Below are 24,174 nucleotides of genomic sequence, written 5' to 3' on the forward strand. Positions count from 1 at the left end.
GGACGAAGTGTTCCTTATCGCGATTCGGAGAGTCCAACCAGGAAGGGGTTCCCGGTCCGCTCGGTGCCGATCGTGGTGGCGGCCCCGTGACCGGGGAGGACGACGGTCTCGTCGGGCAGCACGAGCAGGCGGTCCGCGATCGACTGCAGCAGCTGCTCGTGATCGCCGCCGGGCAGATCGGTGCGCCCGATCGACCCCTGGAAGAGCGTGTCGCCGGTCAGCGCGAAGGGAGTCGACCCGTCCGCGACGGCGCGGAAGACGACGCCGCCGCGGGTGTGGCCCGGCGTGTGGTCGACGGTGAACTCGATCCCCGCTTCGGTCACGACATCGCCGTCAGCGAGTTCGACGATGCGCTCGGGCTCGCTGAACTCCATCCCGGCGACGAATTGCGCCATCGTCGGTCCGATGCCGCTCGCGGGGTCGGTGAGCATCCCGCGATCGGCGGGGTGGATGTAGGCCGGGACGGAGTACGTCTCACACACCTCGCGGACGTTCCACACGTGATCGAGGTGCCCGTGGGTGACGAGGACCGCGGTGGGAACGAGGCCTCGTTCGTCGAGGAAGCCGGCGAGCGGGGCGGCGGCGTCCTGCCCCGGATCGACGACGACGCACTCGCGCGCGTCGTCGTGCGCCACGACGTAGCAGTTGGTCTGGAACATGCCGGCGGGAAAGCCAGTGACGAGCACGCTGTCCGCTCCTCGGTCGAGTCGTCGTCGGTCGGCCTCAAGAGTATGCGGCCGGGTCGCACGACGGGCTCGGGGAGCCGGAGTGGCAGACTCTGGGGTCGAGAGCGCCGCGGCCGAGCGGTGAACGCAGGAACGGGAGGGACATCGCAGTGCCGAGCAACGAGCAGCGTCGCGCCGCCGCCAAGCGGAAACTCGAACGTCAACTCGAACGCCGTGCCCAGCGCGCTCGGCGCCGCACGCAGTTGACGATCGCGGGTGCCGCGGTCGGCGTCGTGGTCGTCGTGGCCGCGGTCACGGCCGTCGTGACCCTCACGGGTGGCGACGACGCCGACACCGACACCACCGCGACGACCGCGGCACCGCCCGAGGCCGGTGTGCTGCCCTCGGGTCGCGCGGAGCCGCTGCCCGAACTCGTCTCGTGCGAGTACCCGGCGTCGCCGCAGCCCGCGGCGAAGCCCGTCGAACCGCCGCGCACCGACGGCATCGACACGACCCTCGAGACGGTGAGCGTCAGCATGGAGACGAACCGGGGCGATCTCGGTCTCGTGCTCGACAACGCGACGTCGCCGTGCACGGTGAACAGCTTCGTCTCGCTCGCCTCGCAGGGCTACTTCGATGCGACGACCTGCCATCGGCTCACCACGGGCGACGCCCTGAAGGTGCTGCAGTGCGGTGATCCGGCGGGCTCCGGCGCCGGCGGTCCCGGCTATCAGTTCGCCAACGAGTTCCCCACCGATCAGTACTCGGACGCCGATCCTGCGGCACAGCAGCCCGTCACCTACCCGCGGGGCACGCTCGCGATGGCGAACGCCGGGCCGGACACCAACGGCAGCCAGTTCTTCCTCGTGTACGGCGACTCGCAGCTCCCGCCGCAGTACACCGTGTTCGGAACGGTCGACGAGACCGGACTCGCCACTCTCGACGAGATCGCGGCCGAGGGCAGCGACGACGCGAACGGCCCCGGGGACGGCGCCCCGACGCAGCCGGTGGACATCACCTCCATCCGGATGGACTGACCGCCCTTCACTTCTCCACTGCACTTCTCCCCCACCGCACCACGCACGGAGGCACGCATGACCATGCGCATCAGGACGGGCGCGGCGATCGCGCTCGGCAGCGTTCTCGTTCTCGCGGGATGCTCGAACGGCGACGACACCGAGGGCGACGCGACGGCGGCCGACACGACGAGCACGGCCGATGCGCCGGCTGCGGATCTCGGGAACTTCCCCGCGCTTCCCACCCCGCCCGAGGGCGGCGACCCGGTGACGTGCGAGTACGACGCGCAGGGCGAACCCGCCGCGCCGGCGCAGCCGCCCGCTGCGACCGACGTCCCCGCCACGGGCACCACCGTCCTGACCCTCGCGACCGATGCGGGCGCGATCGACGCGACGCTCGACCGCGCGTGGGCGCCGTGCACGGTGCAGAGCATCGTGAGCCTCGCCGATCAGGGCTTCTACGACGGCACGCCGTGCCACCGCCTCACCGCCGCGAGCGGGCTGAGCGTGCTCCAGTGCGGCGATCCGAGTGGCCGCGGCAACGGCGGGCCCGGCTACCAGTTCGCCGACGAGTACCCGGCCACCGCCGCGGAGTCGTCGGAGGCGGTCGGGTACCCGCGCGGCACCCTCGCGATGGCGAACGCCGGGCCCGGCACCAACGGCAGCCAGTTCTTCCTGGTGTACGAGGACTCCGTCCTGCCGCCGGCGTACACGGTCTTCGGCACCATCTCCGAGACGGGACTCGAGGTGCTCGACGAGATCGCGGCCGAGGGCACCGACAACCGCAACGGCCCCGGCGACGGCGCACCGAACCGGTCCGTCACGATCGACTCGGCGACCACGAGCTGATCGGCACGACGAGCTGATCGGCACGACCGGCTGATCGGCGGGCGACCGCGTCCCGTGGGATCGTGGGGAGATTCCCCGGCGCACCTCGCGTGCGGGATATCCCGATGCGAAAGGAACGCGGTGCCCACACGAGAGGTCTCGGCACGGATCGACTTCGAGGTGACCGAGGCGACGGAACTCGAGTTCCAGATCGCCGTCGCCCACCGGCGCGGTGTCCTCGTCGAGGAGGAGCTGACGTTCACTGCGAACGGTCGCGATGTCGCCGCCACCGAGTTCGCCGCGTCGCACGGGGGCCGGATCCACGTGCTGCGCGACGTCGCCCCGACGTCCGGCACCGCGTGGTACCGCGCTCGCATCGAGGTGCAGGACGGCCGCGACGACGCCGGCACGGCCGGTGCGACCGCGGATCTCCACGACCGCTCGCTGTACCTGCGGCCGAGTCGCTACGTTCCCGTCGACCGCTTCTACCCGTTCGCGGCCAGCGAGTTCGGTACCGCCGACCCGATTCCGGCCGAGCGGCCGTACGAGACGGCGGCAGCCGTGACGTCGTGGGTCGCGAAGCGGATGGCCTATCTGCCCGTCAGCGACAGCCACACCGACGCCGCCGACACGCTGCTCGCGTCGGCGGGTGTCTGCCGCGATCAGGCGCACCTCGTGATCGCGTTGCTGCGCGCACTGAATGTTCCGGCACGCTTCGTCGCGGTCTACGCCCCCGGGTGCGATCCGATGGACTTCCACGCCGTCGCGGAGGCGCTCGGCCCGGACGGGTGGCGCGTGTACGACCCGACGGGGCTCGCGCCGCGCAACTCGCTCGTGCGGATCGCGACCGGACGCGACGCCGCCGACACCGCTTTTCTCGACAATCACGGCGGCTCCCTGAATCTGACGGGCACGACGATCACCGCGACCGTGCCCGGCGCGCTCCCGGCGGACGATCCGGCGGAGCGCGTCCGGCTGCCGTGACCGCGGATCTCGTCGCGACGCTCACCGGTCGTGCGACGCGCCCGTGGGGTGTGGGCGGCACGGATCTCGGCATCCCGGTCGTGCTCGCGAACGGCGACATCGGGTACTTCCTCGGCGACACGTTCGCGTCGGCGCGGGCAGGTGGCCGGAACTGGCGCTCGCCGGTGCTGCTGCGCGGCCCCGCCACCGATCCCGCTGCCGGGATCCGGTTCACGAGCGCAGCCGGCGGCCGCCGTGCGCGCCAGATCCTGCCGAATCGACGGGATCGCCGCGAACTCCCACGGATCGAGGCACCGGGAACCGAGTTCACCGTCGTGCCGTCCGACGCCGTGACGATCGGGGCCCGCACGTATCTGTCCGTCGTGAGCGTCCATTCGTGGCGGGCGCAGCGGTGGATGTCGAACTTCACCTATCTCGCATACTCCGACGACTCCGGCGCGAGCTGGGAGCTCAGCCCGGCTCGCTGGGACAACCGGCCCGGCGCACTCGATCAGCACTGGACGATGGAGCGCGACGGCGGATTCGTGTACGTCGTGTCGTCCGCGTTCGGGCGGGCCGCCGGGGACGGCGCAATCCTGCGGCGCGTCCGCGAGGACCGCATCCTCGATCCCGCCGCGTACGAGCCGTGGGGCTTCGAGGACGCCGCCGGGTGGCGGTGGGGCGCACCGGCGACGCCGTTCCTGCCGGGCCCGTTCGGCGAGATGAGTCTGCGCCGCGTCGGCGGACTGTGGGTGCTGGCGTACTTCGATCCCGCGGCCTACGCGATCGTCACACGGACGGCCGAGCGCGTCGACGGGCGGTGGAGCGAGCCCCGCATCCAGGTGCGCGGCGGCGCGTGGGGCGACCGCGACGGGTCGTACGCGCAGATCTACGGCGGCTTCGTGCATCCGCTCTCGACGCCGGACGACCTGCACCTGATCGTCTCGCAGTGGAACACGCGTCGCGGAAAGCCGTACCACGTCCTGCATTTCCGCGGCCGGCTCTGACGCCGGTACCGGGGTCCGGCAGGTTTCCGCCGGTCACCGCCCGCCGTCCCTGTAGGTGTGCAGGTGCGCGTGCTGGCCGTCGCGGTCGAAGAGACTGAGGATCTCGACGGGGCCGCCGTGCGCCTCGATCGCGTGGGGCGTCATCGTGTCGAACTCCGCCGCCTCGCCCTCGCCGACATCGATCACCCGGTCGCCCAGGTGCAGGCGCACCGTCCCGGACAGCACCGTGAACCATTCGGTTCCCGGATGGACACCCAGTTCGCCGACGGGCGCGGGGTCGAATCGCATCTTCGCCGCGACGATCGACGCCCGCGCGCTGTCGCGCGTGAGGATCCACGTCGTCCGTCCCGGTGCGCAGTCGGGCTCCGGGCGGATGACGACGTCCTCGTCGCTCGTGGGCGAGGTGAGCTGGTCGAGTGTGGTTCCCAGTGCCCGCGCGATCGGGACGAGCTGATCGAGGGCGATGCGGCGCCGCCCGGTCTCGATCCTGCTGAGCGTCGACGGGCTGAGGAAGCAGCGTGCGGCGAGTGCGTCGAGCGACCACCCCCGCGCGACGCGCAGGCCGCGGATGCGCTGCCGGATCACGGCCTCGATCGACTGACCGGCATCGAGTTCTTGCGTCATAGGCAAGAGTCTATGCTCTACCGGCACTGCTCGGTAGCGTGGAGGGCACGCCCAGCCGAAGGAGCACACCGTGCAGTACGACGTCACCGTCGTGGGAGGCGGCCCCGCGGGCCTGTCCGCCGCCATCGTCCTCGCCCGATCCCTGCGGTCGGTCCTCGTCGTCGACGCCGGCGAGCCACGCAACGCCCCGTCCCCCGCGGCGCACAACGTCCTCGGCCACGAAGGAATCGCGCCGCACGACCTACTCGCGCGCGGCCGCTCCGAGGCCGTCGGCTACGGCGTCGAGTTCCGCAACGATCGTGTTCACGAGATCGACCGCGCCTCGGGCGATTTCGCAGTGACGTTCGCCGACGGCGAGTCCGTGCGCACGCGCCGGATCGTCCTCGCGACGGGCGTGGTGGACGAGCTGCCCGACGTCCCCGGCCTTCGCGACGAGTGGGGTCACCGCGTCCTGCACTGTCCGTACTGCCACGGATGGGAGGTGCGCGGCACCCGCGTCGGCGTGCTCGGGACGTCGCCGGGAAGCGTCCACCAGACCCTGCTGTTCCAGCAGATCGCGGGCGAGACGACGCTGTTCCGCCACGACATGGACGGCCTCGACACCGACACGGCGGAGCGACTCGCCGCGCTCGGTGTCCGCATCGTCGACGCGCGTGTCGACCGCATCGAGACGTCCGGGGCCGCACTGGATCTACTCCTCGGCTCCGGCGAGGCCGTCTCGGTCGACGCGCTCGTCGTCGCTCCGCACATCGTGCCGCGAGCGGAGCTGTTCACCCGACTCGGCGGCGCCGTCGCTCTGCACCCGTCGGGGATGGCGCACATCCCGACCGGCGTCATGGGCGCGACGGACGTCGCGGGCGTGTGGGCCGTCGGCAATGTGACCGATCCAGGTGCGACCGTCGCCGCGGCGGCCGCTGCGGGAGTGCAGGCCGGCGCCGCCGTCAACCTCGATCTCGTGACGGACGCCGCCGACCGGGCGGTTCAGGAGATGCGCGCTACGCCGCGGACGTGAGCCGGTAGACGTCGTAGACACCTTCGACGCCGCGCACGACGCCCAGCACGTGGCCGAGGTGGCGCGGGTCGCTCATCTCGAAGGTGAACTTGCTGATCGCGACACGATCGCCGGACGTCGTCACGGACGCCGAGAGGATGTTGACCTTCTCGTCGGCGAGCGCCTTGGTGACGTCCGACAGCAGCCGATGGCGATCGAGCGCCTCGATCTGGATCGCGACGAGGAACACCGACGACGGCGACGGCGCCCACTCGACGTCGATGATCCGTTCCGATTTCGATTGCAGGTCGGCGGCGTTCGTGCAGTCCGTCCGGTGGACGCTGACCGCGCCGACGCGCGTCACGAAGCCCATGATCTCGTCGCCGGGCACGGGGGTGCAGCACTTCGCGAGCTTCGCGACGGTGCCCTCCGCACCGGGGACCAGGACACCGGAGTCGCCGGTCGCGCGCGGACGCATCGGCACCGTGGACGGCGTCGACCGTTCGGCGAGCTCCTCCTCGACGCCGCCGACACCACCGAAGTGCGCCACGAGTCGCTGCACGACGTGATGCGCGGAGACCTGGTTCTCGCCGACAGCGGAGTACAGCATCGACACGTCGGCGTAGCGCAACTCGTGCGCGACGGCTGTCATCGACTCGGCGTTCATCAGCCGCTGCAGCGGAAGTCCTACGCGGCGAACCTCTTTCGTGATCGCGTCCTTGCCGGCCTCGACGGCTTCCTCGCGGCGTTCCTTCGCGAACCACTGCCGGATCTTGGTCTTCGCGCGCGGCGAGACGACGAACGACTGCCAGTCGCGGCTCGGTCCCGCGTTGGCGGCCTTCGAGGTGAACACCTCGACGACCTCGCCGTTCTCGAGGCGCCGTTCGAGCGCGACGAGGCGCCCGTTGACGCGGGCACCGATACAGCGATGCCCCACCTCGGTGTGCACCGCGTACGCGAAGTCGACGGGCGTCGATCCCGACGGGAGCGTCACGACGTCGCCCTTCGGCGTGAAGACGAAGATCTCCTTCGCCGCGAGGTCGTAGCGCAGCGACTCGAGGAACTCCCCCGGATCCGCGGCCTCACGCTGCCAGTCGAGCAACTGCCGCATCCACGCCATGTCGTCGATCTCGGCGGCGTCCGACGCGGAACGGCCCTTCGTCTCCTTGTACCGCCAGTGCGCGGCGATGCCGAACTCGGCGGTCCGGTGCATGTCGTGCGTGCGGATCTGCACCTCGAGCGGCTTGCCCTCGGGCCCGACGACGGTCGTGTGCAGCGACTGGTACACGCCGTAGCGAGGCTGCGCGATGTAGTCCTTGAAACGGCCCGCCATCGGCTGCCACAGCGAGTGGACGACGCCGACCGCGGCGTAGCAGTCGCGAACCTCGTCGCACAGGATACGGACGCCGACGAGATCGTGGATGTCGTCGAAGTCGCGGCCCTTGACGATCATCTTCTGATAGATCGACCAGTAGTGCTTGGGCCTGCCCTCGACGACGGCGTTGATCCGCGAGCCGCCGAGCGTGCTCGAGATCTGGGCGCGCACCTTCGCGAGGTAGGTGTCGCGGGACGGAGCGCGGTCGGCGACCAGCCGCACGATCTCGTCGTACTTCTTGGGATGCAGGATCGCGAACGAGAGGTCCTCGAGCTCCCACTTGACGGTCGCCATGCCGAGCCGATGAGCGAGCGGGGCGATGACCTCGAGGGTCTCGCGCGCCTTCCGCTGCTGCTTCTCGGGCGGCAGGAAGCGCATCGTGCGCATGTTGTGGAGCCGATCGGCGACCTTGATCACGAGAACACGCGGATCGCGCGCCATCGCGATGATCATCTTGCGGATCGTCTCGCCCTCGGCCGCGTTGCCGAGCACGACCTTGTCGAGCTTGGTCACGCCGTCCACGAGATGGGTGACCTCGTCGCCGAACTCGCCGCGCAGCTGATCGAGCGAGTACCCCGTGTCCTCGACGGTGTCGTGGAGCAGCGCCGCGACGAGTGTCGTGGTGTCCATGCCGAGTTCGGCCAGAATCGTCGCGACGGCGAGCGGATGCGTGATGTAGGGGTCGCCGGACTTGCGGCGCTGACCCTCGTGGCGTTCCTCGGCGACGTCGTACGCACGCTGCAGAACGGCGAGATCGGCCTTCGGGTACAGCTCGCGGTGCGACGCGGCGAGCGGTTCGAGGACGGGGCGAATCTGCGCCGAGCGCGATCCGGTGATCCGGCGGGCGAGGCGGGCCCTGACGCGGCGGGACGCCGACGTGGTGACGGGGGCGGGGCGCGCGTCACGAGGCGCGGCGGGCTTCTCCGCGCCGGCCGGGTCGCTCGAACGGTCGAGATTCTGGGTCATACCGCCTCCTCCCGCATCACACGAGTCTAATACCGCACCTCGGCGGCCCACCGGCCCCCGGCGATCGTGTCCTACACGGTGAGCAGCGCCGACACCGGGGTGCCCCCGAGTCGTTCGCGCATCCGCTCACGGCCGCGCAGTGCGCCGATCTCGAGCACGACGCCCACGCCGACGACGGTCGCGCCCGCCGCCTCGAGCAACGCCGACGCCGCCACCAGGGTGCCACCGGTCGCCAGCACGTCGTCGACGACGAGCACCCGTGTTCCCTTCAACGACACGCTCGTCGCCGGAATTTCCAGCCGGTCGCTGCCGTACTCGAGCGCGAACTCCTGCGCGTGCACGGGCGGCGGCAGCTTGCCCTTCTTGCGGACGGCGAGCAGCCCGGTGCCGAGGCGGTCGGCCACACCGCCACCGACGAGGAATCCGCGGGCGTCGATCGCGGCGATCATGTCGACGTCGTCGCCCGCACACTGCGAGAGTTCACCGACGATCTCGCGGAACGCGCCGCCGTCGGCGAACACCGGTGTGAGATCGGCGAACCGCACACCGGCGACCGGGAAGTCCTCCACCCAGTGCGTCAGTCGCGTGATCTCGTCACGTGCCGTCATCGTCGATACACCCACCTGTCGTCATCGCCGGAACACCCACCTGTCCATGTTCCACCCCGTGCCGGTCTCGGTCGGGTTCGGTGTCGCCGCCTCGGTTCCGTCTGCGATCGCGACGGTCCGGAACTGGTCGAAGAGCGGCAGCGTCGGCAGCTCGTCCCAGAGGATCCGTTCGGCGTCGGTCGCGAGTCCCAGCCGGGCCGACGACGACGCCGCGGTCGCGAGCTGATCGACGAGTTCGTCGTACCGGACCGAGGAGAAGCCGCCGATGTTCGCGCGCTCGCCGGAGCGCAGTGCCTGCAGTCGCCGGGTCGCCGGCTGCGATCCCGCGGCGCCCTGCGCACCGCCTTCCGCACCGAGTACGGCGTCGACGGCCCCGTCGGCGAGCGCGGCCGGTGTGAAGTCCGGTGACGACGCGTCCTCGACGACGATGCCCGCGGGTGCACACGCCGCGGCGATCCGTGCGACGACGGCGGCGCGGCGGTCGTCCGGTGCGCGGTAGCCGATCCTGACGGTCGCGCCGTCACTGCCGGCCCCGCTCAGGGCGTCGGCCGCCGCAGCGCTGTCGCCGGCGCGGTACCGCCCGTCGGCGACTCCGGCGACCTGGCCGTACACGAGCGAGTTGCGTGGCGTGAAGCGAGCGTCGGCCACTCCCGAACCGGGCCCGCTCGCGGGCGGTGCGCCCGTGCCGGGGCTGCCGTGCTCGGCGAAGAGCGCGTCCCGCGGGACGCAGCTCGCGAACGCGCGGCGCAACGCCGGATCGTCGAGGCCGCCGCCCAGCACGAGTTGCTCCACGGCCGGCGAGACGACGTCCGTGAGGGCGAAGCCGTCGGGGAGGTCACCCGACCTGGTCCCGACGGCGTCGACGATCTCGACGTCGCCGTCGGCCGTGAGCGCGGCGACGTCCGCGGACCTCGGGTACACCTCGATCCGTTCGGTGCGCGGCCGGTTGCCCCACCACGCGTCGTTCGGGACGAGTTCGAGAACTCCGGACTCGTCGACCGCCTCGAGCCGGTAGGGACCGGAGGCCACGAAGCGCGCCGCGTCGACCGGCTCGCCGGGCGTCAGCGTCCACCCGGTGTTCCAGAAGTCGGCGATCCGCGCGGTCGCGTCGGCATCGCCGTCGACGAGGGCTGCCGTCGTGTCGTCGACACCCGCCGCAGCGCCCGCGACGTGCGCCGGCAGGACCTCGCCCGCGCCGAACAGCGACTTCCAGTCGGCGACGGACCGACCCTGACCGAAGATCACGGTCGCGGTCTTGTCACCGGGCGCGCAGTCGATCCGGTCGACGTCGCGGTAGCCGGCCGTGCTCGCGACGTCGAACTCCGGCGCACGGCCGCTGTGGGCGATCCAGGTGAGCACGAGGTCGTCGCACGTCATCGGAACACCGTCCGACCACACCGCGCTCTCCGCGAACGAGTACGTGACGGCGAGCGCATCACCGGGCACCGGCGCGGCCTTGCCGATGTCGGTGTCCGCGACGACCGAACCGCTCGGGTCGGTGTACGAGAAGCCGGGCAGCACGCGGCTGAGCCCCGCGAGGGCTCCCGACCAGCGACCGGTCGACGTCGCGGGATTGTAGGTCGGGACGTCGCCCGCGATCGCGTACCCGATCGTGGGAACCTGCTCGCCCTCGTCGGACGTGCACGCGCTCGCGAGGCCCGCCGTCACCGCCACCGCCGCGACGACGGCGGCGGTGCGGCGACCCGCTGGGCGCGGCACGTCAGCGCCTCTTCCTCGCGCGCTTTCCGGTGGGACGCGCTCCCGGGGCCGGCGACGAGGCACGGCCGCGCGGCGCCGGCGCCGCGTCGATGTCGACGTCGGCGGTGGCGGTGGCGGTCGCGGCAGCGGGCGAACCACCGGCGGCGATGCGCTCGGCCGCCTCCGCACGCTTCTGCTTCACCTTGACCGTGTGCTTGGCGATCGGTCCCCACCGCTCCTTGATCGACACGAGCAGTGGCGTCGCGAAGAAGATCGACGAGTAGCAGCCGACGAGGATGCCGACGAACTGCACGAGCGCGAGATCCTTCAGCGTGCCGACCCCGAGGATCCACACCGCGACGACGATGAGGGCGACGACGGGCAGCACGCTGATGAGCGAGGTGTTGATCGACCGCATGAACGTCTGGTTGACGGCGAGGTTCGCCTGTTCGGCGTACGTGCGGCGGTGCAGATGCAGCACACCCCTCGTGTTCTCCTCGACCTTGTCGAAGACGATCACGGAGTCGTAGAGGGAGAAACCGAGGATCGTCAGCAGGCCGATGATCGTCGCGGGCGACACCTCGAACCCGACCCAGGCGTAGACGCCCGCGGTGACGACCATGTCGAAGAACAGCGCTGCGATCGCCGCGATCGCCATGTCGCGTTCGTACCGGATCGTGATGTAGACCATCACGAGCACGAGAAACACGACGAGGCCGAGCAGCGCCTTCTGCGTGACCTGACCGCCCCACGTCTCGCTGACGTCGGCGACGCTGATCGCGTTCGGGCTCGCGGTGCCGTCGGCGCCGACCGGCGAGAACCGTTCGTACAGCGCCTGCTGGACGGCCTCGACCTGGTTCTGGTCGAGGGTGACCGAGCGGATCTCGACGGCCGCACCCGCGCCCGAGCCGACCGTCTGCACGGCCTCCGGCTCGGTGCCCGTGGCCTCGGCGAAGACCTCCTCGACCTGGCTCGTCTCGATCTCCCCGGACGCCGGGAACTGGATCCGCGTGCCGCCCTCGAAGTCGATTCCGAGCGTGAAGCCGCGGATCGCGATCCCGAGGATCGCCACGGCGACGATGATTCCGGTGATCAGGTACCAGCGCCGGCGGCGTCCGACGATCTCGAACGCGCCCGTTCCGGTGTAGAGGCGCTGCAGCACGCCGTGACGGGGCATCGACGACTGGTCGACCCGCTCGTCCGCGATCGTCTCGTCGTCCACGACGCTGTCCGGACGGTCGGTCATCGGTTCGTCTCCCTCGTCGACGCGGCCGCGTCGGCCTTGCGGATGGCGGCGGCCTTGCGCTCACGCGCGACCTGCTGGACGGCCCCGAGGCCGTTGACGGCGGGCTTGCCCCAGAACGGCGACTTCGACGCGAGGAGCACGAGCGGAGCCGTCACGAGGAACACGACGACGACGTCGAGAATCGTCGTGAGGCCGAGGGTGAACGCGAACCCGCGCACCTGCCCGACGGCGAGGAAGTACAGCACCGCCGCGGCGATGAAGCTCACCGCGTTGCCCGACAGAATCGTCTTGCGGGCGCGAGCCCAGCCGCGCGGCACTGCGGAGCGGAAACTTCGTCCCTCGCGGATCTCGTCCTTGATGCGCTCGAAGAACACGACGAACGAGTCGGCCGTCATACCGATACCGATGATGAGGCCCGCGACGCCCGCGAGATCGAGCGTGAACCCGATGTAGCGGCCGAGCAGGACCATGATCGCGTAGACGGCGACGCCCGAGCACACGAGCGAGAACATCGTGAGCAGACCGAGCAGCCGGTAGTACAGGAAGCAGTACGCGAGCACGAGGAGCAGACCGATCGCGCCCGCGATCAGACCTGCCTGCAGCGACGCCAGTCCCAGCGTCGCGGAGACGGTTTCGGCCTCCGACGACGCGAACGAAAGCGGCAGCGAGCCGTAGCGCAGCGTGTTCGCGAGTTCGGCCGCCTGGTCGGCGGTGAAGTTGCCGGTGATGGAGGTGGCGCTGCCGGCGGGGGTCGCACCCTGGATCTGGGGGGCGCTGACGACCCGCGAGTCGAGTGTGAACGCGGCCTGCCGGCCGATGTTCTGCGCGGTGAAGGCCGCCCACGTGTCGCTCGCGCCCGAACGGAAGGTCAGGCTGACCTCGTGGCGCGACTGCTGCTGGTTGAAGCCGGACGTCGCGTCGGCGATCTCCTGGCCGTCGATGATCGCCGGTTCGAGCAGATACACGGCCTGTCCGTCGGTCGAGCACGCGACCAGCGGCAGTTCCGGATCGTCGTTGCCGCGCAACGGGTCGGGTGCCGCGCAGTCGATCGTGGCCATCGCCTGCTGGAGCACCGCGGGGTCGCTGCTCTGCCGCGTCTCGCGCGCCTGCGCGATTTCCGCTGCCGCGCGTTCGCTGTCGAGGGTGTCGGCGTCCGTGTCGCCGGGATCCGTCGGGCTCGGGGCCTGCTCCGGGACGACGCCGTCCGGCGTCTCGGCGGGCGCGGGCTCGGGCGTCGCCGGCTGATCCTGCGAGAGGAAGGGGCGGCTCTGCGGTACGGGGGCGTCGGCGGGCTGCTCGGGGGCCGGAGCCTCGGCCGGCGGAACCTCGGCGGGCGCCGCGGGATCGGCCGGTGCGGCCGGTGCAGCCGGATCGCCCGGTGCCGCCGGATCACCGGGTGCGGTCGCGGGTGCCTCGCCCGGCACGGGCGTTCCGGGAGCCTGCGACGTCGCGACGGGACGGATGTACAGCCGGGCCGTCTGGCCGAGCGTGCGTGCCTGCGAGCTGTCGTCACCCGGCACCGTGATCACGAGATTGTCGCCGTCGACGATCACCTCCGAGCCCGTCACGCCGAGGCCGTTGACTCGCGACTCGATGATGCTCTGTGCCTGCCGCAGGCTGTCCTGCGACGGGGCGCTGCCGTCCGGGGTGCGGGCGGTCAGGGTGACCCGGGTTCCGCCCTCGAGGTCGATACCCAGCTTCGGTTCCGGTGATCGGTCACCGGTGAAGAACACCAGCGCGTACAGCGCCGCGACGATCACCGCGAACACGGTGAGAGTGCGGACCGGACGCGGTCCGGACGATGGTGCCACGATGTCGTTGTCTCCTCGAGATCACGGGCTCAGGGGCTTGCCGTACGCGCGAGAACACACCGACCGTCACCGCGGGCGGTCGGTGTGACGCGCGGGATCAGTTCGTGTCGCGGTCCGAGCGACCGGGCGCCTGCTCGTCGACGATCATCTCGTCGGCGGGGATGCCACCGGGCGTCGGCTCGTCCGTGATCCGCTCACGGACGACCATGCGGGACCACGTGCTCACGACGCCGGGCGCGATCTCGAGCTCGACGGTCGTGTCGGCGAGGGAACGCACGGTGCCGTACAGGCCCGCGGTCGTCACGACGCGGTCGCCGATCTGCAGCGCGTCCTGCAGTTCCGCGGTCTTCGCCATCTCCTTCTTCTGCCGTCGGATTCCCAGGAACATGGGGACGAGCAGCAGCAGGATCAGCAGCGGAAAGAGTAGGTCCATCGAAAAGTCACAACCTCGGGATTTCGTCTCGGGCGTACGGGACGGGCGATCGCCGCCGTGCGGGGGCCGGATCGCTCCGCACAACTCACCAGTGTGCCATGCCGCATCGCGTCCGCCACCGCCACCGACGCGTCGCACGTCAGGCCCCGTCGGCCTGGCCTCGTCGGCTCAGTCGGCCTCGAACAATGCGGTCTGGTCCTCGTGCGCCCGCACCGCAGTTCCGGCAGCTGCCTCGGGGGGTGGTTCGAGGCCGAGTTGTTCCCATGCGGCCGCGGTCGCCATGCGCCCGCGCGGTGTGCGCGCGACGAGCCCGGCGCGCACGAGGAAGGGCTCGCAGACCTCTTCGACGGTCGCGGGCTCCTCCCCCACGGCAACCGCGAGGGTGGACACACCGACCGGGCCGCCGCCGAAGCTCCGCACGAGCGCCGCGAGCACCGAGCGGTCGAGCCGGTCGAGGCCGAGTTCGTCGACGTCGTACACGGTCAGCGCGGCGCGGGCGACGTCGAGCGTCACGAGCCCGTCGGCACGGACCTCGGCGTAGTCGCGGACGCGCCGCAGCAGCCGGTTGGCGATGCGCGGCGTTCCCCGCGAACGCCCGGCGATCTCGGATGCGGCGTCGTCGTCGATGCGGACACCGAGGATCCTCGCCGAGCGCAGCAGGATGCGGCGGAGTTCGTCGGTCTCGTAGAAGTCCATGTGCGCGGTGAAGCCGAACCGGTCGCGGAGCGGCCCGGTGAGCGCGCCGGAGCGGGTCGTCGCGCCCACGAGCGTGAACGGCGCGACCTCGAGCGGGATGGACGTCGCGCCGGGCCCCTTGCCGACGACGACGTCGACGCGGAAGTCCTCCATCGCCAGGTAGAGCATCTCCTCGGCCGGGCGCGCCATCCGGTGGATCTCGTCGATGAACAGCACGTCGCCCTCGACGAGATTGCTCAGCATCGCCGCCAGATCGCCCGCACGCTCGAGTGCGGGGCCCGACGTCAGCCGCAGCGAGGTCCCGAGTTCGGCGGCGATGATCATCGCCATCGACGTCTTGCCCAGTCCGGGCGGCCCGGACAGCAGGATGTGATCGGGCGCGCTGCCGCGCTGCGTCGCACCTCGCAGCACGAGCTGGAGCTGTTCGCGCACGCGCGGCTGGCCGACGAAGTCGTCGAGACTGCGGGGGCGCAGGCTCGTTTCGATGTCGCCGTCGCTCGCCAGGTACTCGGCGCTGACGGTGTCGGTCACCTCGCCGCCGGACAGGTCGCGGCCGTCGGCAGCCGCGCGATCGTCGGCGCTCATCGCTTGCCCAGCAGCGAGAGCGCAGCGCGCAGCGCGGCCGACGTTCCGATCGCGGGATCGTCGGCGACGACGCTGTCGGTCGCCGACTCGGCCGCCTTCGCGGCGAACCCGAGTCCGGTGAGGGCCTCGACGACCTGCTCGCGCACGGGCGACCCGGCGGCAGCCGTACCCGGTGTCGCCGACGTGCCCGCCCGCAGTTCGACCTTGTCGCGCAGTTCGACGACGAGCCGCTCGGCACCGCGCTTGCCGATACCCGGCACGCGCGTGAGGGCCGCCGTGTTGCCGTCGGCGAGCGCCGCGCGCAGCGCGTCGGGTTCGAGGACGGCGAGGACCGCCATCGCGAGCCGCGGCCCGACTCCCGTGACCGTCTGGAGGAGTGTGAACAGCTCGCGCGAGTCGCCGTCGGGGAAGCCGTACAGCGTCATCGAGTCCTCGCGGACGATCATCGACGTCACGAGCACCGACTCGCTGCCGCGCGTCAGGGTCGCGAGGGTCGCGGGGGTGGCGTTGACGCGATAGCCGACGCCGGCGGCCTCGATCACCGCGTGATCGAGGCCGATGTCCAGTACCTCGCCGCGTACCGACGCGATCATCGAGAACTCGCTTTCCGTACCGTGCCGGTGCGCGCCCGCTCTGCGGCCAGCCGCGCCTCGTAGCGTCGTTTCTGTTCCTGCGCAGCGGCTTCCGCGCGCGCCATGCGTTCGATCATCGGGGCTCGCCAGCAGTGACAGACCGCGAGGGCCAGTGCGTCGGCGGCGTCGGCGGGCTTCGGGGCGGTCTCGAGCCGCAGGATGCGGGTGATCATCGTCGTCACCTGCGCCTTGTCGGCCGAGCCGTTGCCCGTCACCGCGGCCTTCACCTCGCTGGGCGTGTGGAAGTGCACCGCGATGCCGCGCCGCGCCGCGGCGAGCGCCACGACACCGCCCGCCTGTGCCGTCCCCATCGCCGTCCGGACGTTGTGCTGCGCGAACACGCGCTCGATCGCCACGACGTCCGGCCGAAGCCGGTCGAGCCACTCCTCGACGCCGTCGGCGACTCGGAGCAGGCGAGCGGCGAGGTCGAGATCGGGGGGCGTACGCACGACGCCGACGTCGACGTGGTCCACCTCACGGCCACGGCCGCCGTCGACGACGCCGAGACCGCACCGAGTCAGACCGGGATCGACCCCCAGCACTCGCACCACCGGTACTCGCACCACCGACACCCCTCCACGCTGCGAACAGTTGTTCGACAGCCTAACGCGCGCCGCCCGCGAACGCGGCGGCGACACGCACGGCCCGGGAGCGAGTCAGTCGGCGTCGAGTTCGGCGAGAACCTCGTCGGAGACGTCGATGTTGGTATAGACGTTCTGCACGTCGTCGGAGTCCTCGAGCGCGTCGACGAGCTTGAAGACCTTGCGGGCGCCGTCGGCGTCGACGGGTACCTCGACCGAGGCGCGGAAGTCCGCATCGGCGGAGTCGTAGTCCATCCCGGCGTCCTGCAGCGCGGTGCGGACGGCGACGAGATCGGTCGGCTCCGAGACGATCTCGAACGACTCGCCGAGGTCGGTGACCTCCTCGGCACCCGCGTCGAGCACGGCCATGAGCACGTCGTCCTCGGTGCGCCCGCTTTTCTCGAGCGTCACGACACCCTTGCGCGTGAACAGGTACGCGACCGAACCCGGGTCGGCCATGTTGCCGCCGTTGCGCGTCATCGCGGTACGGACCTCGCCCGCGGCGCGGTTGCGATTGTCGGTGAGGCACTCGATGAGGACGGCGACACCGTTCGGGCCGTAGCCCTCGTACATGATCGTCTGGTAGTCGGCGCCGCCGGCTTCCTCGCCCGCGCCGCGCTTACGGGCGCGCTCGATGTTGTCGTTGGGGACCGACGACTTCTTGGCCTTCTGGATCGCGTCGTACAGCGTGGGGTTGCCCGCCGGATCGCCACCGCCGGTCCGGGCCGCCACCTCGATGTTCTTGACCAGCTTCGCGAAGGCCTTGCCGCGCTTGGCGTCGATGGCGGCCTTCTTGTGCTTGGTGGTGGCCCATTTGGAGTGGCCGCTCATGCGTGTGGTGCCCCTTTCGCGTGCGGTGAACAGACGGCTGCAGCGAACCCGCGCTGTCTTCCTCGCGTTCGCAGGCTGTTCGGCTGTGCCGATCGTACCCGCAGCACGCGACGGGACGGATCCGGACCGCGCCGTCGCGCCGTTCGTATTGTTCGCATACAATGCGAACTATGCTGTTCCGTATCGATCACTCCTCGGCGATCCCGCTCGCCGAGCAGATCGCGGGTGCCATCCGCGGCGCCCTCGCACGGGGCGAACTCACGCCCGGCGATCGCCTGCCGACGGCACGCACCCTCGCGAACTCGGTCGACGTCGGGCTGCACACCGTGCTGCGGGCGTACGCGGTACTCCGCGACGAGGGACTGATCGAGGTCCGGCGCGGCCGCGGCGCGACGGTCACCGCCGCGGCGGACTCGGCGCACGTCGAGGTCCGCGAAGCCGCGCGCCGTTTCGTCGAGAGCGCCCGCCGCGTCGGCATGACGACCGACCTGATGACCCGACTCGTGGAGGAGACCGCACGCTCGTGACCCGCTCACCATCACACCCCGACCGCATCCGGACCGCGACGATCGCGGCCGTGTCCACCGCCGTCCCCGTCGTCGCGATGGTGCTGGTGTGGCTCGTCCTGCGCGACGACCTCCCCGGCACTCTCGCGACGCACTGGTCCGGCACCACCGCCGACGGATTCACCGACGCCACCGCCTTCTTCGCCGCGACGCTCGCCGTGTGCGGACTCGCGGCGATCGGCGCGATCGTGGCCGCCGCCCGCACGACCGCCGACGCCGGGCTCTGGATACCCGCCGCCGCACTGGTCGCGTGGATCGTCGCGGCGACGTACATCGCCTCCGCCGTGGTCACGACCGCCGCGGAGGCACCCGCCGACGCCGTCCTCGGCTGGTGGATCGTCCTGCCGCTCGCGGGCCTCGTGTGGGGCGCACTCGCGTTCGCGTCGCTCCCCCGATCCAGGACGGCGCGCCCGAGCGGGCTCGTCCCCCGGCTCGACCCGCCACTCCACGCCGGCGAGCACGCCGTCTGGATCGAACACGCCCGCTCCCGCGTCGCACTGGGTGCCGCGCTCGTCGTGACGGCGAGCGCCGTCGTCGCCGCGTTGTTCGGGCAGTGGTGGCTCGCCGCGCTGTTCGTCGTGGTCGCCGTCCTCGGCGGCGCACTCGCGTCGGTGACGGTGCGCGTCGACCGCGACGGCCTCACGGTCTCGTCGTGGGGCGTTCCGTGGCGGCGCATCCCGGCCCGCGACATCTCGCGCGCCGAGGTCGTCGACATCGTTCCCGCCCAGTGGGGCGGGTGGGGCTACCGCACAACGCCGCACGGCACGGTGGTCGTGCTGCGCTCGGGGCCGGCGATCATGGCGCGGCGCACCGGCAAACGTCCGTTCGGTGTCACGATCGACGACGCGGACGACGGCGCGGCACTGCTCAACGCGTACGTGCGGCTCGCGTCCTGACGCACCTCTGCCGCCGGGCCGAGCGCGTCAGCTCTCGCGGACGATGTCCACGAACAGCTCGTGGACGCGCCGATCGCCCGTGACCTCGGGGTGGAAGGACGTGGCGACGACCGCGCCCTGACGCACCGCGACGATCCGGCCCGCGGCGTCGGCGTCGGTGTCGTCGCCGTGGGGAACCCTGGCGAGGACCTCGACGTCGTCGCCGACGCGCTCGACCCACGGCGCTCGGATGAAGACCGCCCGCACCGGCTCGCCGGCGATGCCTGCGAAGTCGAGGTCGGTCTCGAACGAGTCGACCTGGCGGCCGAACGCGTTGCGCCGCACCGTCATGTCGATGCCGCCGAGATGCCGGGCGTCCGGCCGGGTGTCGAGGATCTCGCTCGCGAGCAGGATCATCCCCGCGCACGAGCCGTACGCGGGCATCCCCGCCGCGAGCCGTTCGCGCAGCGGTTCGAGCAGGTCGAAGATCTCGAGCAGGCGGCTCATCGTCGTGGATTCGCCGCCGGGAAGCACGAGGCCGTCGACCTTGCCCAGTTCCTCCGGCCTGCGCACGGCGGTGGCGTCGGCACCGGACTCGGTCAGTGCGGCGAGGTGTTCCCGGACGTCGCCCTGCAGTGCGAGGACGCCGATCAGCGGTCGGGTCACGGCTTCTCGAGGTTCATGTGAGTGTCGGATTCCTGTCGCTCGTCCGCCCCGGACGGGGGTGGTGCGTCACGCGCGATCCGCGTGAGTCCTTCCTGCACGACGGCCGCGACGAGGCGGCCGTCCCTGTCGAAGATACGCCCCTGCGTCAGGGCCCTGCCGAGACCGGCCGAGGGCGACGTCTGGTCGTAGAGCAGCCAGTCGTCGGCCCGGAACGGCCGCAGGAACCACATCGCGTGATCGAGCGACGCGAGCTGCAGCCGATCGTCCTGATGCGGGACGCGCGACGAGTCGAGCAGCGTCATGTCGCTCATGTAGGCGAGCGCGCACACGTGCAGAGCGGGATCGTCCGGGAGCCGGTCGCGATAGCGAATCCAGACGCGTTGCTGCGCCGCGAGGTTCGGCAGCGTCTCGGTGCGCTCGCGCGGCACGACGCGGATGTCCCATTCCTTCCACTCCTGGAACATCGGCGCGTCGGCGAGTTCGGCGACCGTCGCGAGATCGACGAGTTCGTCGGGATCGGGGACCACCGGCTGCCGATCCTGATGCTCGATGCCGTCGTCGCCGCGATGGAACGACACCGACATCGAGAAGATGGTCTCGCCGTTCTGGACCCCGTCGACCGACCGCGTGACGAACGAACGTCCGTCGCGCAGCCGATCGACGAGATACACCGTGGGGATGGAGGGGTCCCCGGGACGCAGGAAGTAGCCGTGCAGCGAGTGCGGGACGAACTCGTCGTCGACGGTGCGGACAGCGGACACGAGCGCCTGCCCGGCGACCTGTCCGCCGAAGGTCCGCTGCAACACGCTCGGCGACGTCGCGCCGCGGAAGATGTCTCGTTCGAGGCGTTCCAGGCGCAGCACCTGTTCGATCGCGACCACTCGCTCCTCCTGTTCGCCCGGTTCAGGCGTTCGAGCCTATCGCGCGGGTACGCCGGATCCGTTCGGGCGTCCGTCGCGCGGCACAATCGAGTCGTGGTGCTCTATCGTCCGACGACGCGCAGTGCGCTCGCACGTGAGGTGGCCGGCCGGGCGCGCCTCGCCCGCCCCCGTGCGGTCGTCGCGGTGTCCGCGCCCGACGCCGCGCGCCCGGGCGAGCTCGCCGCCGAGATCGCGGACGCCGAGATCGCGGAAGGCGGGTCGGCGGACGTCGTCGATCTCCACGACTACGTCCGGCCCGCATCGCTGCGGCTCGAGTACGGGCACCGAGACGAGTTGTCCTATCGCACTGCATGGTTCGACTACGCGGGGCTCGATCGCGAGGTCGTCCGGGCGCTGCACGACCGCGGCGAGTGGTTGCCGCGGCTGTGGGACGAGCGCACGGATCGCTCCGCACGGGAGCACACCGTCGCCGCTCGCGGGCGGCACACCCTCGTGGTGTTCGGCCCGATGCTCCTGGGACAGGGACTCGGCTTCGACGTCACGGTGCGGCTCGCGATGACCGAACGCACGCTGCGCCGGCTCACCGACGACGAGTGGACCGTCGCGCCGCTGCTCGCGGCCGACAAGGACGCTCCGCCCGCCGACGTCGAGGTCCGCTGGGACCATCCCGACCGGCCCGCGGTGCGCACCGGCACGGCGGTGCCCTGAACCCGCACGTCCGCCGCGCTCACTCGTGCAGGTGGCGCGTGAGCCCTTCCTGCGTCACCGCGGCGACGAGTGTGCCCGACCGGTCGAAGATGCGTCCCTGGGTGAGCGAGCGTCCTTCCGCGGACGACGGCGCCAGCTGATCGTACAGCAGCCAGTCGTCGGCGCGGAACGGCCGCAGGAACCACATCGCGTGATCGAGGGACGCGAGCTGGAGCAGCTGGCCCGGGGGATGCGCGGCGCGCGCGGTGTTGAGCAGCGAGATGTCGCTGAGGTACGCGAGCGTGCAGACGTGGAACATCGGATCGTCCGGCAGCTCTTCGAGGGAACGGAACCACAGCTGCTGCCGTCCCGCGGAACCGCCCAGCGGCTCGACGCGATCGCGCGGTACGAACCGCAGATCCCACTGCGGCCATTCCCGGGCGATCCACAGCTGCTCGGGATCGCCGCCGTCGGTCACGTGCGGGAGCGACAGCGGATCGGGTACGTCCGGGATCGTGTCCTGGTGCTCGATCCCCTCGTCGCCGTGGTGGAAGGAGGCCGCCATCGTGAAGATGGCTCGGCCGTCCTGCACGGCGCGCACGCGGCGTGTGACGAACGAGTGGCCGTCGCGGATCCGGTCGACGAGATACACCGTCGGGATCGACGGATCACCCGGCCGCAGGAAGTAACCGTGCAGCGAATGGACGACGAACTCGGGTTCGGTCGTGCGGCCCGCCGCGGCGAGCGACTGGCTCGCGACCTGACCGCCAAAGGTGCGGACGAGCGTCGTCTCGATCGCGTTGCCGCGGAAGATGTCACGTTCGAGCCGCTCGAGTTCGAGGATCGAGGTGATCGTGCCCGACACGGGACTCCTTCCGATCGAGGGCGCAGCGGGATTCGTCCGTGCTGCGCTCCGATCGTAATGCGGCGGCCTCAGGCGACGCCGAGGGCCCGGAGGATCGCCGCCGAAGCTGCGGCACCCACCACGACCAGCACGAATGGTGCCCTGCGCCACACCAGAACGGCGGCGACGAGAACCCCGGCGACGCGGGCCCAGCCGGCGAAGGACGAGCCGTCGTACACGGTCTGCGTCACGCCGAGCGCGACGAGCAGCGCCGTGGCGGCGAGCGCGAGCCCCCGGACGACGCGCGGCGGGACGTGCACGCGCGACCGCACGAGCGGCCCGGCGGCGCGGAACGCGAAAGTCCCGGCGGCGAGCGCCGCGATCACCCACCAGCTCATCGCGCACCCACCGCTCCGGAGGGCGCGCCGTCGGGATCGAACCCGCCGCGCCCGGCGACGAGGAGCCCGGCGAGTCCCGCGAGCACGCCCATCCCCGCCGGCAGCAGCGGCGTCGCGACGACGGCGACCGCCGCCCCGGCGAGGGCGACGCGGCGGTCGATTCGGGCGCGCCACGCTCCGGCGGTGAGAGCGAGCAGTGCGGCCGGGAACGCCGCGTCGATCCCCCACGCGGCGGGGTCGCCGAGGAGATTGCCGCCGACGGCACCGATCGCGGTTCCCGCGTTCCACGCGAGGAACAGGGCCGCACCCGCGACGAGGAAGAGCCGGCGTGCCGCGGCGCGATCGCCGTGGCGGCGCAGCTGGTCGATCGTGAAGGCCGTCGCCTCGTCCGTCATGAGGTGCGCCGAGAGCACGCGGCTCCATCGGGAGCCTCCGGCGCCGAGCACATCGGCCAGCACGAGCCCGTACGGCAGGTGCCGCGCGTTGACGACGAGTCCGGCGAGGACGATCGCCGCCGGGGCCGCCCCCGCCGCGACGGCCGCGACGACGAGGAACTGCGCCCCACCCGCGTACACGATCACCGAGAGAGCGATCGTCTGCGGCAAGGACACTCCGGCCGCGACGGAGACGGCACCGAACGATGCGCCGACCAGTGCCATCGCGAGAGCGAGCGGGACGAGACGACCCGCGAGCGAAGCGCTCGCGGGTCGGTCGTGCGGGTCGTGCGGGTGCGGAGTCTCCCCCGATGTCACCAGCCGCGCTCGGCGAGCCGGTGCGGCTGCGGGATGTCGTCGACGTTGATGCCGACCATCGCCTCGCCGAGCCCGCGCGAGACCTTGGCGAGCACGTCGGGATCGTCGTGGAAGGTCGTGGCCTTGACGATCGCGGCAGCACGCTGCGCCGGGTTGCCCGACTTGAAGATGCCCGAGCCCACGAACACGCCCTCGGCGCCGAGCTGCATCATCATCGCGGCGTCCGCGGGAGTCGCGATGCCACCGGCGGTGAACAGCGTGACGGGGAGCTTGCCGGCCTTCGCGACCTCGACGACGAGGTCGTACGGCGCCTGCAGTTCCTTGGCGGCGACGTAGAGCTCGTCCTCGGGAAGCGAGGTGAGGCGGCGGATCTGCTGCCGGATCTGCCGCATGTGGGTCGTGGCGTTGGAGACGTCGCCCGTCCCCGCCTCGCCCTTCGAGCGGATCATCGCCGCACCCTCGGTGATGCGGCGGAGCGCCTCGCCGAGGTTCGTCGCACCACAGACGAACGGCACGGTGAACGCGAACTTGTCGATGTGGTTCTCGTAGTCGGCGGGTGTCAGGACCTCGGACTCGTCGATGTAGTCGACGCCGAGGCTCTGCAGGACCTGTGCCTCCACGAAGTGGCCGATCCGCGCCTTCGCCATGACCGGGATGGAGACGGCGGAGATGATGCCGTCGATCATGTCGGGGTCGCTCATCCGGGAGACGCCGCCCTGCGCACGGATGTCGGCGGGAACCCGCTCGAGCGCCATGACGGCGACGGCGCCCGCGTCCTCGGCGATCTTCGCCTGCTCGGGGGTGACGACGTCCATGATGACCCCGCCCTTGAGCATCTCGGCCATTCCGCGCTTGACGCGCGCGGTGCCGGTGGTGGATGTGGTGTCGGGGGTGCTCACAGCGAATTCTCCTGAAGATGCATCGGAAACGGATGGTCGCGCAGCGGCGC

General features: G+C 71.3%; 26 protein-coding genes. 8 read left to right on the forward strand and 18 right to left on the reverse strand.

The window, feature by feature from the left end; translation table 11 throughout:
- Nucleotides 1-14: 14 nt before the first annotated feature.
- Nucleotides 15-686, reverse strand: a complete 672-nt coding sequence (locus RR1_RS03620) for an MBL fold metallo-hydrolase (protein ID WP_010838850.1) — start codon at nt 684-686, stop codon at nt 15-17.
- Between the two features lie 149 nt (nt 687-835).
- On the opposite strand from RR1_RS03620, the gene RR1_RS03625 reads away from it, so the two are divergent.
- The 4 genes from RR1_RS03625 to RR1_RS03640 all read left to right on the forward strand — a co-directional run bounded on the left by RR1_RS03625 (nt 836) and on the right by RR1_RS03640 (nt 4,479).
- A complete protein-coding gene (locus tag RR1_RS03625; protein WP_010838849.1) occupies nt 836-1,702 on the forward strand; it encodes a peptidylprolyl isomerase in 867 nt (288 codons plus the stop codon).
- Nucleotides 1,703-1,759: 57 nt separating this feature from the next.
- Nucleotides 1,760-2,530: a peptidylprolyl isomerase gene (locus tag RR1_RS03630; RefSeq protein ID WP_010838848.1), complete on the forward strand. Its 771-nt coding sequence runs from the start codon at nt 1,760-1,762 to the stop codon at nt 2,528-2,530.
- A gap of 120 nt (nt 2,531-2,650) precedes the next feature.
- The gene (locus RR1_RS03635; RefSeq protein ID WP_010838847.1) at nt 2,651-3,493 is read left to right on the forward strand and encodes a transglutaminase-like domain-containing protein; all 843 of its coding nucleotides are present in this window, start codon (nt 2,651-2,653) and stop codon (nt 3,491-3,493) included.
- On the forward strand, nt 3,490-4,479 hold the full coding sequence (locus RR1_RS03640; RefSeq protein WP_010838846.1) for a glycoside hydrolase family 183 protein: 990 nt from the start codon (nt 3,490-3,492) through the stop codon (nt 4,477-4,479). Before RR1_RS03635 ends, RR1_RS03640 begins: the two co-directional genes overlap by 4 nt.
- A gap of 33 nt (nt 4,480-4,512) precedes the next feature.
- On the opposite strand, the gene RR1_RS03645 is transcribed toward RR1_RS03640, so the two are convergent.
- Nucleotides 4,513-5,103 carry a helix-turn-helix domain-containing protein gene (locus RR1_RS03645; RefSeq protein WP_010838845.1) on the reverse strand — a complete coding sequence of 197 codons (591 nt, stop codon included), beginning with the start codon at nt 5,101-5,103 and terminating at the stop codon, nt 4,513-4,515.
- A gap of 70 nt (nt 5,104-5,173) precedes the next feature.
- On the opposite strand from RR1_RS03645, the gene RR1_RS03650 reads away from it, so the two are divergent.
- Complete coding sequence (locus RR1_RS03650; RefSeq protein WP_010838844.1) at nt 5,174-6,115, forward strand: NAD(P)/FAD-dependent oxidoreductase; 942 nt, start codon at nt 5,174-5,176, stop codon at nt 6,113-6,115.
- Here RR1_RS03650 and RR1_RS03655 read toward each other — a convergent pair.
- The 10 genes from RR1_RS03655 to RR1_RS03700 all read right to left on the reverse strand — a co-directional run bounded on the left by RR1_RS03655 (nt 6,099) and on the right by RR1_RS03700 (nt 17,556).
- Nucleotides 6,099-8,435 (reverse strand): RelA/SpoT family protein, encoded by a 2,337-nt coding sequence (locus tag RR1_RS03655; RefSeq protein ID WP_010838843.1) that lies wholly within the window; start codon nt 8,433-8,435, stop codon nt 6,099-6,101. The genes RR1_RS03650 and RR1_RS03655 overlap by 17 nt on opposite strands.
- Nucleotides 8,436-8,506: 71 nt before the next feature.
- Nucleotides 8,507-9,043: an adenine phosphoribosyltransferase gene (locus RR1_RS03660; protein WP_051111219.1), complete on the reverse strand. Its 537-nt coding sequence runs from the start codon at nt 9,041-9,043 to the stop codon at nt 8,507-8,509.
- A gap of 21 nt (nt 9,044-9,064) precedes the next feature.
- Nucleotides 9,065-10,762 carry an ABC transporter substrate-binding protein gene (locus RR1_RS03665; RefSeq protein ID WP_010838841.1) on the reverse strand — a complete coding sequence of 566 codons (1,698 nt, stop codon included), beginning with the start codon at nt 10,760-10,762 and terminating at the stop codon, nt 9,065-9,067.
- Between the two features lies 1 nt (nt 10,763).
- Nucleotides 10,764-11,987: a protein translocase subunit SecF gene (gene secF, locus RR1_RS03670; RefSeq protein WP_010838840.1), complete on the reverse strand. Its 1,224-nt coding sequence runs from the start codon at nt 11,985-11,987 to the stop codon at nt 10,764-10,766.
- Nucleotides 11,984-13,798 carry a protein translocase subunit SecD gene (secD, locus tag RR1_RS03675; RefSeq protein ID WP_010838839.1) on the reverse strand — a complete coding sequence of 605 codons (1,815 nt, stop codon included), beginning with the start codon at nt 13,796-13,798 and terminating at the stop codon, nt 11,984-11,986. The genes secF and secD overlap by 4 nt, the downstream gene beginning before the upstream one ends.
- Before the next feature lie 97 nt (nt 13,799-13,895).
- Complete coding sequence (gene yajC, locus RR1_RS03680; protein WP_010838838.1) at nt 13,896-14,231, reverse strand: preprotein translocase subunit YajC; 336 nt, start codon at nt 14,229-14,231, stop codon at nt 13,896-13,898.
- Between the two features lie 168 nt (nt 14,232-14,399).
- Nucleotides 14,400-15,512 (reverse strand): Holliday junction branch migration DNA helicase RuvB, encoded by a 1,113-nt coding sequence (gene ruvB / locus RR1_RS03685; protein ID WP_010838837.1) that lies wholly within the window; start codon nt 15,510-15,512, stop codon nt 14,400-14,402.
- The gene (gene ruvA / locus RR1_RS03690; RefSeq protein ID WP_010838836.1) at nt 15,509-16,105 is read right to left on the reverse strand and encodes a Holliday junction branch migration protein RuvA; all 597 of its coding nucleotides are present in this window, start codon (nt 16,103-16,105) and stop codon (nt 15,509-15,511) included. The genes ruvB and ruvA overlap by 4 nt, the downstream gene beginning before the upstream one ends.
- Nucleotides 16,102-16,692, reverse strand: a complete 591-nt coding sequence (ruvC, locus tag RR1_RS03695) for a crossover junction endodeoxyribonuclease RuvC (protein ID WP_040773903.1) — start codon at nt 16,690-16,692, stop codon at nt 16,102-16,104. The genes ruvA and ruvC overlap by 4 nt, the downstream gene beginning before the upstream one ends.
- Nucleotides 16,693-16,800: 108 nt before the next feature.
- Entirely contained in the window at nt 16,801-17,556 is a 756-nt protein-coding gene (locus RR1_RS03700; protein ID WP_010838834.1) for a YebC/PmpR family DNA-binding transcriptional regulator, read from the reverse strand.
- A 170-nt stretch (nt 17,557-17,726) separates the two neighbouring features.
- On the opposite strand from RR1_RS03700, the gene RR1_RS03705 reads away from it, so the two are divergent.
- Nucleotides 17,727-18,083, forward strand: coding sequence for a GntR family transcriptional regulator (locus tag RR1_RS03705; protein WP_010838833.1), 357 nt, complete (start codon nt 17,727-17,729; stop codon nt 18,081-18,083).
- Complete coding sequence (locus tag RR1_RS03710; protein WP_010838832.1) at nt 18,080-19,018, forward strand: hypothetical protein; 939 nt, start codon at nt 18,080-18,082, stop codon at nt 19,016-19,018. Before RR1_RS03705 ends, RR1_RS03710 begins: the two co-directional genes overlap by 4 nt.
- A 27-nt stretch (nt 19,019-19,045) precedes the next feature.
- Here the strand turns inward: RR1_RS03710 and pdxT are convergent, their stop codons facing one another.
- Nucleotides 19,046-19,663 (reverse strand): pyridoxal 5'-phosphate synthase glutaminase subunit PdxT, encoded by a 618-nt coding sequence (pdxT, locus tag RR1_RS03715; RefSeq protein ID WP_010838831.1) that lies wholly within the window; start codon nt 19,661-19,663, stop codon nt 19,046-19,048.
- Nucleotides 19,660-20,544, reverse strand: coding sequence for an acyl-CoA thioesterase II (tesB, locus tag RR1_RS03720; protein ID WP_010838830.1), 885 nt, complete (start codon nt 20,542-20,544; stop codon nt 19,660-19,662). Before tesB ends, pdxT begins: the two co-directional genes overlap by 4 nt.
- A gap of 93 nt (nt 20,545-20,637) precedes the next feature.
- Here tesB and RR1_RS03725 point away from each other — a divergent pair, with 93 nt between their 5' ends.
- Nucleotides 20,638-21,252: a hypothetical protein gene (locus RR1_RS03725; RefSeq protein ID WP_010838829.1), complete on the forward strand. Its 615-nt coding sequence runs from the start codon at nt 20,638-20,640 to the stop codon at nt 21,250-21,252.
- Nucleotides 21,253-21,271: 19 nt separating this feature from the next.
- Here the strand turns inward: RR1_RS03725 and RR1_RS03730 are convergent, their stop codons facing one another.
- From RR1_RS03730 to pdxS, 4 genes are all read right to left on the reverse strand, one after another.
- Nucleotides 21,272-22,096: an acyl-CoA thioesterase gene (locus tag RR1_RS03730; RefSeq protein ID WP_010838828.1), complete on the reverse strand. Its 825-nt coding sequence runs from the start codon at nt 22,094-22,096 to the stop codon at nt 21,272-21,274.
- 68 nt (nt 22,097-22,164) lie between these two features.
- Nucleotides 22,165-22,473, reverse strand: coding sequence for an AzlD domain-containing protein (locus tag RR1_RS03735; protein ID WP_010838827.1), 309 nt, complete (start codon nt 22,471-22,473; stop codon nt 22,165-22,167).
- Nucleotides 22,470-23,225, reverse strand: a complete 756-nt coding sequence (locus RR1_RS03740) for an AzlC family ABC transporter permease (protein ID WP_238559023.1) — start codon at nt 23,223-23,225, stop codon at nt 22,470-22,472. Before RR1_RS03740 ends, RR1_RS03735 begins: the two co-directional genes overlap by 4 nt.
- Nucleotides 23,222-24,124, reverse strand: a complete 903-nt coding sequence (gene pdxS / locus RR1_RS03745; RefSeq protein ID WP_010838825.1) for a pyridoxal 5'-phosphate synthase lyase subunit PdxS — start codon at nt 24,122-24,124, stop codon at nt 23,222-23,224. The genes RR1_RS03740 and pdxS overlap by 4 nt, the downstream gene beginning before the upstream one ends.
- Nucleotides 24,125-24,174: the final 50 nt, after the last annotated feature.

Origin of the sequence: Rhodococcus rhodnii NBRC 100604, assembly GCF_001894925.1 — a bacterium.
GTDB classification, from domain to species: Bacteria; Actinomycetota; Actinomycetes; order Mycobacteriales; family Mycobacteriaceae; genus Rhodococcus_F; species Rhodococcus_F rhodnii.

Bases quoted from the DNA above. Each gene is read 5' to 3' on its own strand.
- RR1_RS03700 (WP_010838834.1), bottom strand. From the start codon at position 17,556: ATGAGCGGCCACTCCAAATGGGCCACCACCAAGCACAAGAAGGCCGCC.
- RR1_RS03645 (WP_010838845.1), bottom strand. From the start codon at position 5,103: ATGACGCAAGAACTCGATGCCGGTCAGTCGATCGAGGCCGTGATCCGG.
- RR1_RS03630 (WP_010838848.1), top strand. From the start codon at position 1,760: ATGACCATGCGCATCAGGACGGGCGCGGCGATCGCGCTCGGCAGCGTT.
- RR1_RS03655 (WP_010838843.1), bottom strand. From the start codon at position 8,435: ATGACCCAGAATCTCGACCGTTCGAGCGACCCGGCCGGCGCGGAGAAG.
- secF (WP_010838840.1), bottom strand. From the start codon at position 11,987: ATGACCGACCGTCCGGACAGCGTCGTGGACGACGAGACGATCGCGGAC.
- ruvB (WP_010838837.1), bottom strand. From the start codon at position 15,512: ATGAGCGCCGACGATCGCGCGGCTGCCGACGGCCGCGACCTGTCCGGC.
- RR1_RS03705 (WP_010838833.1), top strand. From the start codon at position 17,727: ATGCTGTTCCGTATCGATCACTCCTCGGCGATCCCGCTCGCCGAGCAG.
- RR1_RS03660 (WP_051111219.1), bottom strand. From the start codon at position 9,043: ATGACGGCACGTGACGAGATCACGCGACTGACGCACTGGGTGGAGGAC.
- yajC (WP_010838838.1), bottom strand. From the start codon at position 14,231: ATGGACCTACTCTTTCCGCTGCTGATCCTGCTGCTGCTCGTCCCCATG.
- ruvA (WP_010838836.1), bottom strand. From the start codon at position 16,105: ATGATCGCGTCGGTACGCGGCGAGGTACTGGACATCGGCCTCGATCAC.
- RR1_RS03735 (WP_010838827.1), bottom strand. From the start codon at position 22,473: ATGAGCTGGTGGGTGATCGCGGCGCTCGCCGCCGGGACTTTCGCGTTC.